The 18,064-nt window shown below is 73.4% G+C and carries 17 protein-coding genes; 6 read left to right on the top strand and 11 right to left on the bottom strand.

The window, feature by feature from the left end:
• Positions 1–210 precede the first annotated feature (210 nt).
• From OIM89_RS11360 to OIM89_RS11350, 3 genes are all read right to left on the bottom strand, one after another.
• Positions 211–723 carry a hypothetical protein gene (locus OIM89_RS11360; RefSeq protein ID WP_047468010.1) on the bottom strand — a complete coding sequence of 171 codons (513 nt, stop codon included), beginning with the start codon at positions 721–723 and terminating at the stop codon, positions 211–213.
• Positions 724–860: 137 nt separating this feature from the next.
• Positions 861–1,262: a hypothetical protein gene (locus OIM89_RS11355; protein WP_030697810.1), complete on the bottom strand. Its 402-nt coding sequence runs from the start codon at positions 1,260–1,262 to the stop codon at positions 861–863.
• Between the two features lie 143 nt (positions 1,263–1,405).
• Complete coding sequence (locus OIM89_RS11350) at positions 1,406–2,683, bottom strand: M6 family metalloprotease domain-containing protein (RefSeq protein WP_030697809.1); 1,278 nt, start codon at positions 2,681–2,683, stop codon at positions 1,406–1,408.
• Positions 2,684–2,926: 243 nt separating this feature from the next.
• Here OIM89_RS11350 and OIM89_RS11345 point away from each other — a divergent pair, with 243 nt between their 5' ends.
• Both OIM89_RS11345 and OIM89_RS11340 read left to right on the top strand, forming a co-directional pair.
• Positions 2,927–3,574 (top strand): TetR/AcrR family transcriptional regulator, encoded by a 648-nt coding sequence (locus OIM89_RS11345; RefSeq protein ID WP_047468015.1) that lies wholly within the window; start codon positions 2,927–2,929, stop codon positions 3,572–3,574.
• A gap of 162 nt (positions 3,575–3,736) precedes the next feature.
• Positions 3,737–5,302 carry an MFS transporter gene (locus tag OIM89_RS11340; protein ID WP_264491219.1) on the top strand — a complete coding sequence of 522 codons (1,566 nt, stop codon included), beginning with the start codon at positions 3,737–3,739 and terminating at the stop codon, positions 5,300–5,302.
• 24 nt (positions 5,303–5,326) lie between these two features.
• On the opposite strand, the gene OIM89_RS11335 is transcribed toward OIM89_RS11340, so the two are convergent.
• The gene (locus tag OIM89_RS11335) at positions 5,327–5,845 is read right to left on the bottom strand and encodes a MarR family winged helix-turn-helix transcriptional regulator (RefSeq protein WP_030697806.1); all 519 of its coding nucleotides are present in this window, start codon (positions 5,843–5,845) and stop codon (positions 5,327–5,329) included.
• A 110-nt stretch (positions 5,846–5,955) separates the two neighbouring features.
• Here OIM89_RS11335 and OIM89_RS11330 point away from each other — a divergent pair, with 110 nt between their 5' ends.
• Entirely contained in the window at positions 5,956–6,738 is a 783-nt protein-coding gene (locus OIM89_RS11330) for a dioxygenase (protein ID WP_264491218.1), read from the top strand.
• A 4-nt stretch (positions 6,739–6,742) separates the two neighbouring features.
• Here OIM89_RS11330 and OIM89_RS11325 read toward each other — a convergent pair whose 3' ends face one another.
• Positions 6,743–7,303 (bottom strand): GNAT family N-acetyltransferase, encoded by a 561-nt coding sequence (locus tag OIM89_RS11325; RefSeq protein WP_030697804.1) that lies wholly within the window; start codon positions 7,301–7,303, stop codon positions 6,743–6,745.
• Between the two features lie 173 nt (positions 7,304–7,476).
• On the opposite strand from OIM89_RS11325, the gene OIM89_RS11320 reads away from it, so the two are divergent.
• Complete coding sequence (locus OIM89_RS11320; RefSeq protein WP_003950213.1) at positions 7,477–8,475, top strand: RNA polymerase sigma factor RpoD/SigA; 999 nt, start codon at positions 7,477–7,479, stop codon at positions 8,473–8,475.
• A gap of 375 nt (positions 8,476–8,850) precedes the next feature.
• Here OIM89_RS11320 and OIM89_RS11315 read toward each other — a convergent pair whose 3' ends face one another.
• Together OIM89_RS11315 and OIM89_RS11310 are read right to left on the bottom strand one after the other, a co-directional pair.
• The gene (locus OIM89_RS11315) at positions 8,851–9,603 is read right to left on the bottom strand and encodes a DUF6227 family protein (RefSeq protein ID WP_030697803.1); all 753 of its coding nucleotides are present in this window, start codon (positions 9,601–9,603) and stop codon (positions 8,851–8,853) included.
• Positions 9,604–10,024: 421 nt separating this feature from the next.
• Positions 10,025–11,236: a P1 family peptidase gene (locus tag OIM89_RS11310; protein ID WP_247860371.1), complete on the bottom strand. Its 1,212-nt coding sequence runs from the start codon at positions 11,234–11,236 to the stop codon at positions 10,025–10,027.
• Between the two features lie 378 nt (positions 11,237–11,614).
• Between OIM89_RS11310 and OIM89_RS11305 the strand changes: the two genes are divergently transcribed.
• Positions 11,615–12,832 carry an IS110-like element ISSgr1 family transposase gene (locus tag OIM89_RS11305; RefSeq protein ID WP_037846392.1) on the top strand — a complete coding sequence of 406 codons (1,218 nt, stop codon included), beginning with the start codon at positions 11,615–11,617 and terminating at the stop codon, positions 12,830–12,832.
• Here OIM89_RS11305 and OIM89_RS11300 read toward each other — a convergent pair.
• Complete coding sequence (locus OIM89_RS11300) at positions 12,753–14,165, bottom strand: low temperature requirement protein A (RefSeq protein WP_264491217.1); 1,413 nt, start codon at positions 14,163–14,165, stop codon at positions 12,753–12,755. The two genes, OIM89_RS11305 and OIM89_RS11300, sit on opposite strands and share 80 nt — an antisense overlap.
• Before the next feature lie 221 nt (positions 14,166–14,386).
• On the opposite strand from OIM89_RS11300, the gene OIM89_RS11295 reads away from it, so the two are divergent.
• Positions 14,387–14,566 (top strand): hypothetical protein, encoded by a 180-nt coding sequence (locus OIM89_RS11295; RefSeq protein WP_030698613.1) that lies wholly within the window; start codon positions 14,387–14,389, stop codon positions 14,564–14,566.
• A gap of 130 nt (positions 14,567–14,696) precedes the next feature.
• On the opposite strand, the gene mscL is transcribed toward OIM89_RS11295, so the two are convergent.
• From mscL to OIM89_RS11275, 3 genes are all read right to left on the bottom strand, one after another.
• Positions 14,697–15,227 carry a large conductance mechanosensitive channel protein MscL gene (mscL, locus tag OIM89_RS11290; protein WP_037665484.1) on the bottom strand — a complete coding sequence of 177 codons (531 nt, stop codon included), beginning with the start codon at positions 15,225–15,227 and terminating at the stop codon, positions 14,697–14,699.
• Between the two features lie 1,455 nt (positions 15,228–16,682).
• A complete protein-coding gene (locus OIM89_RS11280; protein WP_264491216.1) occupies positions 16,683–17,579 on the bottom strand; it encodes an S-methyl-5'-thioadenosine phosphorylase in 897 nt (298 codons plus the stop codon).
• A gap of 88 nt (positions 17,580–17,667) precedes the next feature.
• A complete protein-coding gene (locus tag OIM89_RS11275) occupies positions 17,668–18,030 on the bottom strand; it encodes an FmdB family zinc ribbon protein (RefSeq protein WP_030698617.1) in 363 nt (120 codons plus the stop codon).
• Positions 18,031–18,064: the final 34 nt, after the last annotated feature.

Below are 18,064 nucleotides of genomic sequence, written 5' to 3'. Positions count from 1 at the left end.
TCTCCTCCGCCACCCGAACGCCCGTGTCGGATGCCGACCGCGCATTGAGGAACGGTTTCTGCTGCGGTGCCGGGCCGGGCAGCTGGATGCCGCCCAGACCCGGCCAGGGAACGAACCGCAGTGCCCAACGCCGGTCGCGCCGGGCACGTAACGCAGAGCGCGAATAGTTTTATTTGCGTGCCGCGCGGTACGGGCGCGGCCGGCGCGCCGTCAGGCGGGGGCGGGCGCGCCCTGTGGCGCCACGGCGTACCAGCGCTCGCCGTCCAGCCGGGCGAGGCCGCGCTCGGCGAGCCCCTCCAGATGGCGGGTGACGGTGGCCGGCTGGTAGCCCGCGGCGGCGCTCACCTCGTCGAGCACGGCGCCCTTTGCGCCGGCGGCGGCCAGGTGGCGCCAGCTCCGCTCGGCGGTCCGCCCGAGCCCGCCCGCGCCCACGGGGGCGAAGACCTCGGCGGGGACCTCGGGAAGCGGGGCGGAGCCGGTCCGGGGTGCCTCGGGGGCGGGGGGTTCCGTCTGCGCCGGGGGCGGTGCCGTCGTCGTACCGGAGCCCTGCCGTGCGGCCGGGGCCGGGCGCGGGGTGGCCGTCGGAGCCGCGGGTCCGGTGCCCTGCCCGGCGGCGCCCGGGGGCCGGGTCCGGGTGACGGGGCGTGGGGTGCGGTTGACGGTGCGGTGGCGGCGGCCCTTCTGTTTGCGGGCCTTCTGCTGGCGGCCTTTCTGCGTCGGCATGTGCTGCTCCGTCCGTGTGGGGGGAGGGTGGGTCGCGTACAGGCCGGTGCCCGGGCCGGGGCACCGACGGCCACGGCGCGGGGGCGCCGACGCTCCCGAGGGAAGGCGTCGGCGCCCCCGCGCCGTGGTGGGCGGGGTCAGCCGACGGGCAGACCGCCGAGGAGGTTCTTGAGCGGCAGGCCGTCGGTGGGCAGGGTGTTGCCGGCCGTGTCGGCGGGCAGCGCCCGGGAGGTGGCGCCGGTGACCGCGTCGGTCGCGGCGGGCAGCTGCCCGGTGATCGCGTCGGCCGGCAGGCTGCCCAGGACCTGGTCGGTCGGCAGGCCGCCGGGGATCAGGCCCGAGATCGCCTGGGTGGGCAGGCCCTTGGCGAGGTCGCCCACGATCGGCAGGCCCTGGAGGGTGTCCTGCGCGGCGGCGCCCTGGCCGGCCGGCTGCGGGGACTGGCCCGGGTCGGCCTGCGCGGTACCCGCGGCGGCGAGCGCGGCCCCGCTCAGCAGGACGGTGAGGGTGGCGGCGCGGGCGGTGCGGCGGTTGCGCATGATGCTCCTAGGTCGGGGGTGTCGCGGGGCGTCCACCGGGGCCGGCGGACGATGACGCCAACGACAGGGGGCCGACCGGGTCACGCGCACTGGGCCGTCCGGGCGGCTGTGCCCCCGTTTCCGTGTAGGGCGCCGCGCACCGCTCACTTGCGGCTGACGCGCACCGTGTACGTGCCTTCGAGGTCGGCCCCGGCGACGGTGACCCGGACGCCGTCCTCGTCGGCGTCGAAGCTCTCGCCGGGGCGGAACGGGGCGTCGGAGAGTTCCGCGTGGACGTTGGGCCGCCGCGTGCAGCCGCCGCTGTCGCGGGTGGCGTCGACCACCTCGATCGGGCCGAGCCCGGTGTCGACCTCGGCGTCCACCCGGTAGACGAGCACCCCCGGCCGGCAGACGGCCTCGTCGTTGCCGTCCTGGGTGCGGACCTCCAGGGCGTAACCGGTCGAGCCGGAGAGGGGGATGAAGACGAGCTTGGTGCCGCCCTTCTCGGCGAGGGGGCGCAGGCGGTGCTCGGTGGTGCCCGGGGTCGAGGCGCAGCGGACCTGCTCGTCGTCGAGCCAGCCGAGCTTCCACTTGTGCCAGCCGAGCAGGTCGTTGTTGGCGCCCCAGTCCTCGCTCATGATGTCCCAGTGGCCGACCGCCGCCCCGCCGTCGGAGGTGTACAGGTCGGGGAGGCCGAAGACGTGGCCGTTCTCGTGCGGCAGGACGCGGTAGCCGGTCTGCTCGTAGCTGCCCGAGCCGTCGTCCTGGCGGCTGTAGACGAACGAGGCGTTGGCGACGGGGACGCCGTCGGCGACGGGCGCCTCCTGGTTCCCGGCGAAGGTCACCGACAGCACGGTCTCCAGGGCGTTGGGCCCGGCGTTCGGCGTGATGAGGATGTTGAGCAGGTCGTACTCGCTGAAGTCCACGTCCGGGTCGGCCTCGGCCACGATGTCCTGGACCAGCTCCCGGTAGCCCGGGTCGAACGGGGCGCCGCGGTCTATCCCGTACGCGGCGAAGGGGGCGGGCATCCGCAGCCAGTCGGCTATCGGGGCGTCGGGGCGGTAGTCGAGGCGGCCGTAGGAGCTGGTGCGGAACCAGTCGGTGGTCTGCGGGAAGAACTCCGCCAGCCGGTCCTGGGCGCTGCCCTCGCCGGGGGCGTCGGGGAAGTCGATCATCAGGTTGAGGGCGCGGACGGTGCCGGTGGAGCGGGTGTAGCCGGGGGCGGTCGGCAGCCCCTCGGACATCTGGACCCCCATCGGGCCGCTGATCATGCAGGGTCCCAGCACCGTCGAACGGGCCATCGCGGCCGGGCCCGCCGTGGGCGGCCCCTCCAGCAGGCGGCCGGTGCTCGCCGAGGTGGTGACCGCGAGGGCGAGCGCGGTGGCCCCGGCGAACAGGACGTGGCGCCGGGTTCCGGATATCCGCCGACGGGTGCGCGACATGCGGTGGCCTTCCGGTCGCGGCAGCCGACCGGCCCGGCTGCGCCTGTCCGTTCAGCCTCAGCCGGAGGGTGAGGGGACGCTCGCTGGGTGCGACCGAACGGGGGTCTGCCCGGGCACTTCGTGAAGTGGGTCACAAAGACGTTCCCGAGGCCGGGAGCGGAAATAAGCGGGGACCTCTTCCCCGTTTGGAAGCGACGTCCGACGAAACGGGGACCAGCTCCCCGATACGAGAGGGAGGCTGCCGTGGAGCGCACCACCACCGCGAGCACCGCGGGACCGCGCCCGCGCGCCGACGCGCTGCGCAACCGCGAGCGGATCATCGACGCCGCCCGCGAACTCGCCGTGCAGTACGGCGCCGACGCCCCGCTCGACGAGGTCGCGCGCCGCGCCGGCGTCGGCAACGCCACCCTCTACCGGCACTTCCACGACCGCTCCCTGCTGATGCGGCAGGTCGTCCTCTCCGTCATCGAACGCGCCGCCGGCCACGCCGAACGCGCCGCCGCCGAGGAGGACGACCCCTTCGAGGCGGTCAGCCGCTTCGCCCACGCCGCCGTGGACGAGCGGATCGGCGCCCTCTGCGCCATGGTCTCCGCCGGCTTCGACCCCTACCACCCCGACCTCGTCCAGGCCCGCGAACGCTTCGACACCGCCGTCGACGCGCTCATGGAACGGGCCCGCAGCGCCGGACAGCTCCGCGCCGACAGCGAGACCGGCGACCTCATGGTCGCCCTCTCCCAGCTCACCCGCCCCCTGCCCGGCACCACCTGCCCCGCCAACGACCGCTTCGTCCACCGCCACATCCAACTGCTCCTCGACGGACTGCGTGCCCCCGCCCGCTCCACCCTCCAGGGCAGCGCCGTCACGCTGGAAGACCTCCGCGCCGCCCGCTGACTGACGCCCCCTCCGAACCGCCCCGCGCTCCCGCACGCCTCGACCGCCACCCGCGCCGAGGCGCGACCCCGCACGCCCCCAGGCGCACCCTTTCGTCCGCATGTCACCCGGAACGCCGCCCCTGCCCGCGGCCCGCCCGACCCACAGAACGCAGGTACCCGCATGTCCACCACCTCCGCCCCCGCCGGCCGGGCCCTCCCGCCGGACCAGGCCGCCGACGCGCCCGATCCACGCCGCTGGAAGGCGCTCGTCTTCATCGCGCTGGCCCAGCTGATGGTCGTCCTCGACGCCACCATCGTGAACATCGCGCTCCCCACCGCCCAGCAGGACCTCGGCATCACCGACGGCAACCGTCAGTGGGTCATCACCGCCTACGCCCTCGCCTTCGGCGGACTGCTCCTCTTCGGCGGCCGCATATCCGACCTGTGGGGACGCAAGCGCACCTTCCTCACCGGCCTCGTCGGCTTCGCGCTGGCCTCCGCGCTCGGCGGCGCCGCCGACAGCCAGGCCCTGATGCTCGGCGCCCGCGCCCTCCAGGGTGTCTTCGGCGCCCTGCTCGCCCCGGCCGCCCTCTCCCTGCTCGCCGTCACCTTCACCGACGTCCGCGAGCGTGCCAAGGCGTTCGGTGTCTACGGCGCCATCGCCGGTGCCGGCGGTGCGATCGGCCTGCTGCTCGGCGGCGTCCTCACCGAGTACCTGAACTGGCGCTGGACCTTCTTCGTCAACATCCCCATCGCCGCCATCGCCTTCATCGGCGCGTACCTGCTGATCCGCGAGCCCGCCCGCGCCCGCAACAGCGCGCCGCTGGACATCCCCGGCGTCGTCCTCTCCACCACCGGCCTGGTCTCCCTCGTCTACGGCTTCACCCGCGCCGAGACCCACGGCTGGTCCGACTCGCTCACCGTCGGCTCGTTCGTCGCCGCCGGCGCGCTGCTGCTCGCCTTCGTCCTGGTCGAGCGCCGGGTGGCCGCACCGCTGCTGCCGCTGCGTGTGCTGACGGACCGCAACCGGGGCGGCGTCTACCTCTCCCTCGGCCTCGCCGTCATCGCGATGTTCGGGCTCTTCCTCTTCCTGACCTACTACCTCCAGGTCGTCCAGGGGTACTCGCCGGTCAGGACCGGGTTCGCCTTCCTGCCGATGAGCGCGGGCATGATCATCGGCTCGACGCAGATCGGCGCCCGGCTGATGACCCGCGTCCCGCCCCGGCTGCTGCTCGGCCCGGGGTTCCTCGCCGCCGCAGTCGGCATGCTCCTCCTGACCCGGCTGGAGGTCGGCAGCGCGTACGCCTCCGTGGTGCTGCCCGCGCAGGTGATGCTGGGGCTCGGCCTCGGTACGGCGTTCATGCCCGCCATGTCGATGGCGACGCACGGCATCGCGCCGCGTGACGCCGGGGTCGCCTCGGCGATGGTCAACACCTCGCAGCAGGTCGGCGGCGCCATCGGCACCGCGCTGCTGAACACCATCGCCGCCTCCGCGACCGCCTCCTACCTCGCCACCCACGCCGCCACCGGCGAGGCGGTCCGGCGGGTCCAGGCCGAGGCGATGGTGGCCGGGTTCACGCAGGCCATCTGGTGGGCGGTCGGCATTCTCGCCGTCGCCGCCGCGCTCGCCGTCACCCTGGTGACCGCCGGGCGGCCCGGCGGTCCGGCCGCCGCCTCCGGCGACGCGCGGGACAAGGGCGCAGGCGAGCAGGCCGAGGCGGCTCCGGTCGCCGTCCACCTGGGCTGACCCCCGCGCGGGAGCGGTGCGCCGTCAGCGCCGCCAGGGCAGGTCCGCCCCGCTGCCCGAGGGCTGGAGTCCCTCGGCGACGATCGCCATGATCGCGCCGAGGGACTCGGTCTGTTCCGGGGTGAGCCGGTCGAAGAGGGCCTGGCGGACCGCCGCGACATGGCCGGGCGCGCTGCGAGTCAGCATCGCCTCGCCCTCCTCGGTGAGGACCGCGAGCTGGCCGCGCTTGTCGGAGGGGCACTCCTCGCGCCGTACCCAGCCGTTCTTCTCCAGCCGCGCCACCGCGTGGGAGAGCCGCGAGCGGGTGATCTTCGCGCCCTCGGCCAGTTCGGTCATCCGCAGCCGCTTGCCGGGCGCCTCGGAGAGCTGGACCAGGAGGCCGTAGTAGACGTGCGGCATCCCGGCGTCGCGTTGCAGCTGCCGGTCGAGGTGGTCCTCCAGCAGGGTCGTCGCGTGCAGGTACGCCTGCCAGGTGCGCTGTTCGTCGTCGGAGAGCCAGCGGGGCTCCGGGGGCGCGGGCCGGTCGCCGGGATAGGTGGTCATGTCACCCACTCTACGGAACTCTCCTTGAAAGTTGAACAAAACGGCGGTACGGTCGACCGTAGAACTTGAGAGTTCAAGTATCAAGTTCAGTATCCAGGAGTGGAGTCGCCATGAACAGCACCGCCGAGCGGATGCCCGCCCTCTACCTCAGCCACGGCGCCCCGCCCCTCGCCGACGACCCCGTCTGGCCCGGCCAGCTCGCCGCCTGGTCCGCCGGGCTGCCCCGCCCCACCGCGATCCTCATGGTCTCCGCCCACTGGGAAGAGGCCCCGCTCGCCCTCGGCGCCGTCCGCACCCTCCCCTTGGTCTACGACTTCTGGGGCTTCCCCGAGCACTACTACCGCGTCGAGTACGCCGCCCCCGGCGCCCCCGCCCTCGCCGACTCGGTCCGCAAACTCCTCGCCGCCCCCGGCACCCCCGTCCAGGACATCCCCGACCGGGGCCTGGACCACGGCGCCTACGTCCCCCTCGTCGAGATGTATCCGGACGCCGACATCCCCGTCCTCCAGATGTCGCTGCCCACCCTCGACCCGCGCCGCCTCATGGAGACCGGCCGCAAACTCGCGCCTCTGCGCGACGAAGGCGTCCTCATCGTCGGCTCCGGCTTCTTCACCCACAACCTGGCCGCGCTGCGGCAGGGCGGCACCCCCTCGTGGTCCGCCGAGTTCGACGACTGGGGCCGGGCCGCCCTCGACGGCGGCGACATCGACACCCTCCTCGACTTCACCCGCACCGCCCCCGCCGGGACCCTCGCCCACCCCCGCACCGAACACTTCGCCCCCCTCTTCGTCACCCTCGGCGCCGCAGACGCCACCGGCGACCTCACCACCCAGCGCAGCGTCATCGACGGGTTCTGGATGGGGCTCGCGAAGCGGTCGGTGCAGTTCGGCTGAGGTCTCACACGCCGGCCGGGCCGGTTCCGCCCCCGCCCAGCTCCTTCTCGTACCACCGCACGTCCCAGTACCGGCCGAACTTCCGGCCCACCTGCTCGTACGTCCCGATCGGGCGGAAGCCGAAGCGGGTGTGCAGGCGGTGGGAGGCGTCGTTCGGCTGGGTGATGCCGGCGTAGGCGCGGTGCAGGTCCTCGCCGGCCAGAGCCTCGAAGAGGGCCGTGTACAGGGCGCTGCCCACGCCGCGGCCCGCCGCGTCCGGGGCGCAGTAGACGCTGACCTCCACCGAGGTCGCGTACGCCGCCTTCGGGCGCAGGGGCGAGCTGGTCGCGTAGCCGAGCAGGCGCTCGGGGCCGGACGCGGCGGGCTCCGTGGCAACCATCAGGCGGTGCGGGCCGTCCTTCGGGTGGGAGAGGAACCACTGCATGCGTCCCTCCGGGGTAAGCGACACCGTGTCGAAGGTGATCGGAGTCCGGAGAACGTAGTGGTTGTAGAGGTCCGTGAGGCCGCTGAGGTCCTCCGCGATCCCCGGCCTGACCTGCGGTTCCGCCGTCCCGCGCGGTGTCATTCCGATCACCCTCCCCGCCTGTGGCCGGACAGGGTACTGCATGATCCGGAAAAACAATGAGCAGGTGGGGAATTCTGTCCGGATTGCAATCGTTGATTCCTACGGATGCCGCAACCGGGCCGCCGGATGTGGAGTCCGCCAGGTCGTCCACCACTCATCGCAAGGGAGCACGCATGGCAACCCGTGCCGTCGCCCGTCGTCAGCCCGCCGCCTCCGGCGAGACCGGCGCGGCAGGCAGCGTCCGCGCGACCGGCGAGATCGCCGACCGCGACCTTGTGGGCATGTATCTCGACGAGATCGCCCGCACACCGCTGCTGGACGCCGCGAAGGAAGTGGAGCTGTCCCAGACCATCGAGGCCGGCGTCTACGCCGGGAAGATCCTCGACGGCGAGGTCGACAGCGACTCCGCCGGAGCTTCCCGCGAGGAGCTGGAAGCCCTCGTCGCCGAGGGGGAGCGGGCCAAGGACGTCTTCATCCGGTCCAACCTCCGCCTCGTCGTCGCCGTGGCCCGCCGCTACCCACGCAGCGGCCTCCCCCTGCTCGACCTCATCCAGGAGGGGAACGCCGGCCTGGTCCGCGCCGTCGAGAAGTTCGACTACGCCAAGGGCTTCAAGTTCTCCACCTACGCCACCTGGTGGATCAGGCAGGCCATCACCCGCTCCATCGCCGACCAGTCGCGCACCATCCGGCTCCCCGTCCACCTCGTGGAGGAGCTGGGCCGCATCCGCCGTGTCCAGCGCGAGTTCAACCGCGAGAACGGCCGGGACCCCGAGCCCGCCGAGATCGCGGCCGAGCTGAGCAGCACCCCCGAGCGCGTCACCGACGTCCTCGACTGGGCCCGCGACCCGGTCTCGCTCAACATGTCGGTGGACGACGAGGGCGAGACCCAGTTCGGCGACCTCCTGGAGGACACCTCCGCGGTCTCCCCCGAGCAGTCCGTCCTCACCCTGCTGCGCAGCGAGGAGCTCGACGACCTCATCGGCCAGCTCGACGACCGCACCGCCTCCATCATCAAGATGCGGTACGGCATCGAGGACGGCCGCGAGCGCACCCTCACCGAGGTCGGCAAGCAGCACGGCCTGACCCGCGAGCGCATCCGCCAGATAGAGAAGCACGCGCTCCTGGAACTCAAGCGCATGGCGCACGACACCGGATTCGACGCAGCGGCCTGATCCCTCGGCGGCCCGACCGGGCCGTGAGGGGGCGAGGGCGACCGCCCGGCCCCCGAACGGCCCTGCTGGCCCTGCGCTCCGGCGTGGCTCGCCCTACGCTCGACCCACATGAGCCAGGCTGACCCCTGAGTCACCCGGCTCCCCATGAACCCCCCGGCACCCGCCCCCCCTGGTGCCGGGGCCCGGCCCCAGCACTCCATCCCCCCCCCGGGGTGCTGGGGTCCCTCTCTGCCCGGACCCTCCTTTACGAGGCATCCTGCGGCCCGCACCCCCCACCCCCACCCCGGACGCCCCGACGCCCGCCCCGGGCCGCCGACGCCATCCCCCACCCGGCAACCCGTCCGGCAGGCAAGGGCCGGCCGGACAGGCCGGACGTCAGAGCGAGGCGGCCCTGCGCTCCATCGCGGACTGGGCCGCGTCCTCCGTCTCGTAGACCTCGCACATGTGCCGCCCGTCGGGTGTCGCCGTGTGCTCCACCTCCCAGAGGCTCACCTCGCGGCCGTCCGCGAGGAGGAACGCGTGCTCGTAGAGGGAGAAACCCGCGCGGCGGCCGCTCAGCGGGTCGAGCCGGCCGAACGCCTGGGTGATCTGGTGCGCGAAGGCGCCCGCCAGCAGCACGGCCACCTCCTCGCCGGGCCGGTCGGTGTTCTCCGCCCGGCGCAGCACCCGCCGCGCGTGGTCGGGGGAGTCGCCCCACTCGTACTCGCGCCCGGGCGGCGGCTGGGCCGTGCGGTCGTCCACCACCAGCGGCGGCGCACCCTCCAGCGCCTCGGGCTCGGCGCTCGGGAGCGGCAGCCTCGCCGTGGCGATCCGCAGCTCCTCCTGATCGGTGTACACCTCGTGGTGGAGCCGGCCGTCCGGGCCCGTGTTGTGCGTCAGCTCCCACAGGGTGACGGCGCTGCCGTCGGCCACCAGCCACACGTGCCGGTACGTCTCCCGGCGCCTGCCGTCGCTGTGGTGGGCGGCGGAGTGCAGGCAACTGTCGTAGGCGAGCGCCGTGTCGAGCCGGGACAGCGTCTCGTCGGGGAGTTCGAAGGAGTTGAGGGTGCGGGCGAGGAGTCGCTGAAGGCAGGCGTCCGGCGACTCGAATGCCTCGTGGGTCCCACATGTCTCGTACGGAACGCTCAAGGTTTCTCCCGGCGTTGCTCCATGTCACCTGGTGGGTGCATACCGTAGCCCCTGGCTCGGACATCGTGCCCGGGAAACGGAAAACGCGTGACGCCCCGTTGGAGTTCCCGCAGTAAGGGCAGCCTTTTCTCACCCGACGGCCCGTCACCCATGCGTGTCCGTACCCCTCTTCCGGCCGTTCATCCCGCCTCGCTCCGACGACCTCGCACCCGTCCTGTCGCGTGGCGCGGGTCACCGGAATTCGGTCGTCCGGCCGGAGGAGGCGGGGGTGAGGCGCCCACCGGGACCGGCCCGCCCTCCAGGAACACCTCGTCGGGCGGCGACGGGACCCTGCGCGGAAGGCCGCGGCGCCGCCGGAACGGGCGGTCGCCGGCGGCATCCGCGAGCGGCGGAGGTGGGGGAGGTGCCGAAGTCCCTGTGGTCAGGGCCCCGGAGTGAGCTCCCCGTACAGGTCGCGGTACGAGGGGAACACGCCCGCCGGCGTCTCCACCGACTCCGCCGACAGGACCGCCTTCACGATGGCGCGAGTCATCACGTCGGCACCGGCGGCCAGGACCTCGTTGACCGCCCGCCCGTCCAGGGGCCTGTCACCGGTGGCCAGGGTGAACACCGTGTCCCCGTCGTGCAGCAGGTGGACGGGGCGGACCGCGCGGGCCAGACCGTCGTGCGAGGTCCCGGCCAGCTTCTGCGCCTGGGCGCGGGTCAGCGCGGCATCGGTGGCCACCACGGCGATCGTCGTGTTCAGCGGGGGGTGGCTGGTGCGTGGGGCGGCGGGGGCCGGGGGGTCAGTCGGCGGGGGCTCTGCGGCGCCCGGGCGGACGGTGGGTGCGCCGCGTCGCTCGGTCTCCGCCATCGCGGCCGCCCAACGGGCCTGGGCCCGCTCGTGCGTCTCGGGTGACGGCCACACCGCCCGGCCGCCCGGCCCGGGGTACTGGGTGAAGTACCTGCCGTACAGCACCCCGGTCGCCGGGTCGCACACCGAACCGACCGCGTTCACGACGACCAGCGCCGCCACCGTGTGGCCCGAGGCCAGCCGCAGACTAGCCGTGCCCACACCGCCCTTCAGCCCGCCGGCGACCGCTCCCGTGCCCGCGCCCACCACGCCCTGCTCCACCGGCCCCCCGGCCGCCCGCTCCACCGCCTCCCGGCCCAGCGCCGCCCCCGGCCGGGCCCGCCAGTCGCCACCCCGGCCCAGGTCGAAGAGGCAGGCAGCCGGGACTACCGGGACCACCTGGTGCGGGCCGGGGCCCACCCGCACCCCGCGGCCCTGCTCCTCCAGCCAGGCCGTCACCCCGGAGGCGGCGTCCAGGCCGAACGCCGAACCGCCCGTCAGCACCACTGCCTCGACCCGCTCCACCAAATTGCGGGGGTCGAGCGCGTCGGTCTCCCGCGTCCCGGGTCCGCCGCCGCGTACATCGACTGCGGCCACGGCTCCGCCGGGCCTGGTCAGGACGACGGTGGTGCCGGTGAGCCAACCGTCGCCCTGGCGGGTGGCGTGGCCGACTTGGAGGCCGGGGATGTCGGTCAGGGCGTCTTGGGGGCCGGGGGTGGGGGTCGGGTTGGCGGTGGGTGAGGTGGTGGAGGGTGTGTGGGTGTTGGCGCTGGGGGGCGGGGGGTCAGGGTGTTGTGTCATGGCGTGATGCGTACCCGGTTGGTTGGGGGTCACTGCTGGGGGTGAGGGGCGGGCGGGGGGTGGGGTGGGGTGTCGTGGCCTCTGTCGTTTCCCCCTCCCTTGGAGGCCCCTCCCCCGTTATGTTTTTCGTGGTCCTGCAACGGGGCCGCTGGCCTCCGGGCCCGGTATGACTGTTGCCCCCTGTCGAACGTGATGACCTGGGGGGTGGTGTCGCCAGGGTCCGGGGGTGTTCGTCGGAGACGCTGATCAGAGGTCCGGCCACCGCCTGGTCCGGCGCAATGCCGGACGGTTCGCGGGCGGCAGGTCTGCATAACGTGGATGCGCGAGCACGACACCCAAGCCGAGGCCGGCACCGTCAACATCCCCGGAAAGGGCGCGATGTTCGAGATCGAAGACGTGGGCGTGTTCCTCGGCCTGGACGTCGGCAAAACCGCTCACCACGGCCACGGACTCACCCCGGCCGGGAAGAAAATCTTCGACAAACCGCTACCCAACAGCGAGCCGAAACTGCGGGCCGTCTTCGACAAGCTGACCGAGAAGTTCGGCACCGTCCTGGTCATCGTGGACCAGCCCGCCTCCATCGGCGCCCTCCCGCTGACCGTCGCCCGCGACGCCGGCTGCCGCGTCGCCTACCTGCCCGGCCTGGCCATGCGCCGCATCGCCGACCTCTACCCCGGCGAGGCCAAGACCGACGCCAAAGACGCCGCCGTCATCGCCGACGCCGCACGGACCATGCCGCACACCCTGCGCTGCCTGGAACTCACCGACGAGATCACCGCCGAACTCACCGTGCTGACCGGCTTCGACCAGGACCTCGCCGCCGAAGCCACCCGCACCTCCAACCGGATACGCGGCCTGCTCACCCAGTTCCACCCCAGCCTCGAACGCGTCCTGGGCCCCCGCCTGGACCACCAGGCCGTCACCTGGCTCCTGGAACGTCACGGCTCCCCGGCCGCCCTGCGCAAGGCTGGCCGCCGCCGGCTCGTCGAACTGATCCGCCCCAAGGCCCCGCGCATGGCACAGCGCCTAATCGACGACGTCTTCGACGCCCTCGACGAGCAGACCGTCGTCGTCCCCGGCACCGGCACCCTCGACACCGTCGTGCCCTCCCTGGCCGCTTCGCTGGCCTCCGTCCACACCCAGCGCCGTGCCATGGAAGCCCAGATCAACACCCTGCTGGAGGCCCACCCTCTTTCCCCGGTCCTGACGTCGATGCCCGGCGTCGGCGTCAGGACCGCCGCAGTCCTACTGGTCACCGTAGGCGACGGCACCAGCTTCCCCACCGCCGCCCACCTCGCCTCCTACGCCGGCCTCGCCCCGACCACGAAGTCGTCCGGGACCTCGATCCACGGCGAACACGCACCCCGAGGCGGAAACCGGCAGCTCAAACGCGCCATGTTCCTCTCCGCCTTCGCCTGCATGAACGCCGACCCCGCCTCCCGCACCTACTACGACCGCCAGCGAGCCCGCGGCAAAACCCACACCCAAGCCCTCCTCCGCCTCGCTCGCCAACGCATCAGCGTCCTGTTCGCCATGCTCCGCGACGGCACCTTCTACGAACCCCGGACACCGAAAAACGTCGAGCTCGCCGCATAACCCCAGCAACCCCGAACCACCCCAAACCCGACAGGGATGCCTTGACGAAAGACATAGAGGCACCCTCCCCCCCCGCCCCCTCGCCCTCCCCTCCCGCCCCGCCCCGCCCCTCATCCCACCCCGTCGTCCCCCACCCACCCCCCGCCCGCTCCTCGCCCCGATTCCCGTCAGCCGCCACCCCGACCACCACCGCGCCCACGCACACCACCCCCGCCGCAGGCACCGCCCACTCCGCCAGCAGGGTGCAGAGCAGCACCAGCCCGGCCGCCACCGGCAGTACGCCCTGTCGCCAGCGCCTCGGGTCCACCTGGTACCGCCGCACGTGCAGCGCCCAGACCGACACCAGGTAGATCGCGGTGGGGACCGTCGCCGTCGCGGCCGCGCCCAGTCTGGAGATGGGAGCCCGGTCCACGACGTCCTGGACGGCGATCTCGATGCCGGCGCCGATGCCCGCCACCGCGGCCAGGACCACGTAGTGCCCGTAGCCCCACAGGAACGCGCGGCGGCTGGTGGTGAGGCCGGCGTGGACCGGGACCGCGAAGTAGATCCACCAGGCCGAGAAGACGATCAGCAGCCCGCCGCCGGCCAGCGGGAGCAGTTCGGTCAACGCGTCGTGCTCGTCCACCGCCGACTTCACCGCGATCGTCGCCGCCGAGATCGACTCGCCGAGCACGATGATGGTGAACAGGCCGTACCGCTCCGCGATGTGATGCGGGTGCCAGGGCGTCATCGCGCTGTGCTCGGCCCAGTACGGAACGCTCAGCTCGCAGGCGGCCAGGGCGAGGAACACCCAGGGGCGCCCCCCGGTCGGCGTGACCAGCAGCGCCGCCCAGCCCGCCTGACAGGCCAGCACCCCGCATCCGTACCGCAGGGCGGCCCGCCGTGCCGGCCCCCGCGACGAGCGAGCCGCCCGGAACCACTGCGAGCTCAGCGCCACCCGCATGATCACGTACCCGACCCAGACGACGAGGTAGTCCTCCTCCTCGAATGCGCGCCGCACCCCGGCCGCGAGCACCAGCACCCCGGCGATCTGCACCAGCGTCGTCACCCGGTACAGCACGTCGTCGTTGTCGTACGCCGAGGCGAACCAGGTGAAGTTCATCCACGCCCACCAGACGGCGAAGAAGACCATGGCGTAGTTGAGCAGCCCCGCCCCGATCCGCTCGTCGGCGAACGCGCTGACCAGCTCCACCCCGGCCTGCCCGACCGCGACCACGAAGCAGAGGTCGAAGAGGAGCTCCAGGGGCGTCGCGACCCGGTGCTCCTCGTCGCGCCGGCGAGCGACCATCGGCAGCAGCGGAGAGCGGAACGGCGGCGGGGGTGGCGAGGTCATGGCGCCCACCCCAGCAGAGCGGCCCGCGGCCGCCGTGGAGCCGCGCCAGGAGGTACCCCAGGACGCGGGAGGGCAGGTGAGCCGGCCACGTGGACCGACGGGCCAACACCGGCTGCCCGCCCCGTGCCGGGCGGGCGCCCGAGGCCACCGCGCCCCAGGGTGGCGGACCACACCGGCGCACACCCCGGCGTGCGTACCCCCGCCGGACGTACGCTGGACCCATGAGTACCGCCCAGACCCCCGAGCCGCGCGATCCCAAGGACGTGCTGGACTTCGACGACCCGCTGAGCCGACCGTCCTCGGACGACACCGACCGGGGCTGGGGCGAGCCGGCCGCCAGTAGCGGTTCCGCGGCGGACCTGGCGCGTTTCCTCGACGAGAAGCCCCCGCACCACATCTGAGCCTGGGCCCACCGGCGCCCGCCTCCGTCCCGCGAGCGCCCGCCCCGGCCACGCCGCCACCGGCCCGCCCGGCGAGCCGCGGTGGTGGCGATCCCCTCGGCTGACGCGAGCGGCGCGGCAGCCCTCCGGGTCAGCCCTGCGGCGGCTGCGGCCCCGTGGAGCCGGGCCCGTCCTCGCGGGACGCCGGACCGGCGGTGCCCGAGCGCTGAGCGACCAGCTCGTCCCGGATCTCCTTCAGCACCTCCAGCTCGCTGACCTCCATGGCCTCGGCGACGCCCTCCTTCTCCGCCTTGCGGGCCGCCTGGCGAGCCAGGTACTTCGCCATCGGCAGGACCATGAGGAAGTACACGACGGCCGCCGTGATGAGGAAGCTCAGGGTGGCGCTGAGGACGTTGCCCCACATGATCGGGATGCCGTCGACGACCTCGCCGGTCTCCTGGTTGTACTTGCACGGCCCGGAGAGGCAGGAGCTGTAGCGGTTCAGGTCCTGGGTGCCGATCGCGCCGACGAGGGGGTTGATGACCCCCTCGACCACCGAGTTCACGATCTTGGTGAACGCGGCGCCGATGACGACCGCGACCGCCAGGTCGATCACGTTGCCGCGCATCAGGAACGCCTTGAAGCCGTCCAGGAGGCTCGGTTCCTTCTTCTCGCTCACCACGGGGCCCTTCTTCACTGACGGTTCTGGAGGAATCAGCTCCGCAACCTACGTCAGCGTTGGGCCAACCTGTCCAATCGCATCCCACGATCGAGGGACTTGACGAACAGGTGGTGAGCAGTGCGTGAAGCACTCGCGGCGGGTTCAGCACACCGTCACCACCAAGTGCGCTCCCGACCCCGCTCCGGAGGCCGCCGGGACACCCATCGCCGCGCCCGCCAGCGCCTCAGCCGTCGCCCTGCGCACCCGCAGCAGTACCAGCCCCTCACGAGAGTCACCGGGATCTCCGAACTCCGGCCACGGTGCCCCGTCGGCCGCCCCGTCCTCCCTCACGCCCGCCTCCCGCGACCCGTCGCGCACGGCGGCCCCCGGCACGCGCAACACCTCCGCGCAGGAAGCGATCCGACGAGCCTTGTGCCCGCGCCCGCCGCCCGCGCGGTCCTGCGCCGGAGCGAGTACGTCGACCCGGTCGCCGGCCCGCAGCAGGCCGGCCGCACCGCCATCAGCCAGGCGCACGGGCGCCGTCACGAAACGCCCGGCAGCCGAACCGGCCCCGGCGCGGGCACCAGTACCAGCCACCTCGACGCGCTCCGACGCCGTGGCGCCACCCGCCGCCTCCCCGCCCGGAGCACCCCGCGACGCCTGAACCCCCGGGACCGCCCACCACACGGCACCCACCAGCAGCCCCGCCACCACGACCCACCCTCGCCACCGCCCCGCCCTGCCAAGGCGCGCCCCGCCCCGGATTCGCACCGGCGCGAAGGGAACGACCCGGCCGGGCGGCGGCACCCCGTACCCGGGCACGGCAGGAGGCCTGTCGAGGCAGAGGGAAGGGTCACCGGCCGGCGGCGCGGGGGCGAGCCCCGCCCGAACCGCCGCGTCGGCCGGACCGTGCGAGGAGGGAGCCGTGGGCGAGGCAAGCGACGAGACGGCCACAGGAATGCTGTCGGGAGCGTAGGAGGGCACCGGAGGCACCGCCTTCCGTGAGAGGAGCTGGCTCCCTCACGATGCGGCCCGGCCGAGCCCGCTGCCGGGGGTTGGGGACGGCGACGGGATTGTGGACAACTCCGGCACCCGAACGGGAGGTTCCGTCCCGCGCCCCCACTCGGCCCCCTCCCCAAGCCCACGGACAACCACACCCCGGCGCCCGCGCCACCACCCGGACGAGCCACGACCAGAACGAGCCCCGCCCCGGACGCGCCACGACCAGAACGAGACCGTCCCGGACGAGCCACGACCAGAACGAGACCCCCCGGACGAGCCACCACCCGCCGTACGCCTGCCCGGCGGATCTTCGCGGGCCCGCGACGTCTGCCACGCACTCTTGCCGCACACCCGAGCCGCCCGAGCACGGTCCAGCGCAAGGGAGACCCCGTCTCGCGCCGAGAGCACGCACCAGGCGCCGCAGGCTGTTCCGGGAAGACCTGCCGGACAGGCCCCAGCCGTGCCCAGAGCCCCCTACGCCATCCCGATCCCCGTCTCCCGCCCCCCAAGCGCCCGAGCACACAGGCACCCCCGCTCCGGCCCCGCCGGAAGCTCCGCCACCGTGTCGAAGAGCACCGCGCGCAGCCGCTCGATGTTGGCGGCGAAGACCTCCAGGACCTCGTCGTGGGAGACGCCCTCGCCGGTCTCGGCGCCCGCGTCCAGGTCGGTGACGAGGGTGAGGGAGGTGTAGCAGAGCTCCAGTTCGCGGGCGAGGGCGGCTTCCGGGTGGCCGGTCATGCCCACCACCGACCAGCCCTGTGCCCGGTGCCAGAGGGATTCCGCGCGGGTCGAGAAGCGCGGGCCTTCCACGACGACGAGGGTGCCGCCGTCGACCGCGTCCCAGCGGCGGCCCTGGGCCGCCCGCAGTGCGGCCTTGCGTCCGACGGGGCAGTAGGGGTCGGCCAGGGAGACGTGGACGACCTCGGGGACCCGCTCCCCGCCGGGTGCCTGGGGGTCCTCGACGGGCAGGCCGTCGTAGTACGACTGGACGCGGTTCTCGGTGCGGTCCACGAACTGGTCCGGGATCAGCAGCGTGCCCGGGCCGTACTCGGGGCGCAGCCCGCCGACCGCGCACGGGCCGAGGACCTGGCGGACGCCGACCGAGCGGAGTGCCCAGAGGTTGGCGCGGTAGTTGATGCGGTGCGGCGGGAGGTGGTGGGCGCGGCCGTGGCGGGGGAGGAAGGCGATGCGCCGGCCGGCGACCTCGCCGAGGAACAGGGAGTCGCTGGGGGCCCCGTACGGGGTGTCGACCTGGACCTCGCGCACGTCGTCGAGGAAGGAGTAGAACCCCGATCCGCCGATGACGCCGATCTCCGCCAGGGGTGCCGTGCCGTCGTCGTCCACTGTCGTCGCCTGCGCCGTGTTCACCATGGGCCGTACGGTAGCGGCCCGCGCGGCCGGGCACGCCGACGACCCCGCCCGCCGGGCCGGAGCCGGGCGGACGGGGTCGGGGAAAGAATCAGGCGGTGGCCGTGCTGGTGGAGCCCGAGCCGGAGGAACCCGATCCGGACGAGGCCGAGCCGGAGGACGACGCGGCCTTCTCCGAGGAGGAGGACGAGGACGAGGAGGACGACCCTGAGGTGGCCTTCTCCGACTTCTCCGCAGGCTTCGACGACGACGAGGCGGGGGCGCTGCTGGACGAGGCTCCCCGGCTGTCGTTGCGGTAGAAGCCGGACCCCTTGAAGACGATACCGACGGCCGAGAACACCTTCTTCAGGCGGCCCTCGCAGCTGGGGCACACGGTCAGCGCGTCGTCCGTGAACTTCTGCACCGCCTCGAGGCCCTCGCCGCACTCGGTGCACTGGTACTGATACGTCGGCACTTGCTTCCTCCTGGCACTCTCACTCATTGAGTGC

Origin of the sequence: Streptomyces sp. BI87 (assembly GCF_025957665.1) — a bacterium.
In the GTDB taxonomy this organism is placed as follows: Bacteria; Actinomycetota; Actinomycetes; order Streptomycetales; family Streptomycetaceae; genus Streptomyces; species Streptomyces albidoflavus.
The sequence above is the reverse complement of the archived record's forward strand: the minus strand, read 5'-3'. Positions and strand labels throughout refer to the sequence as shown.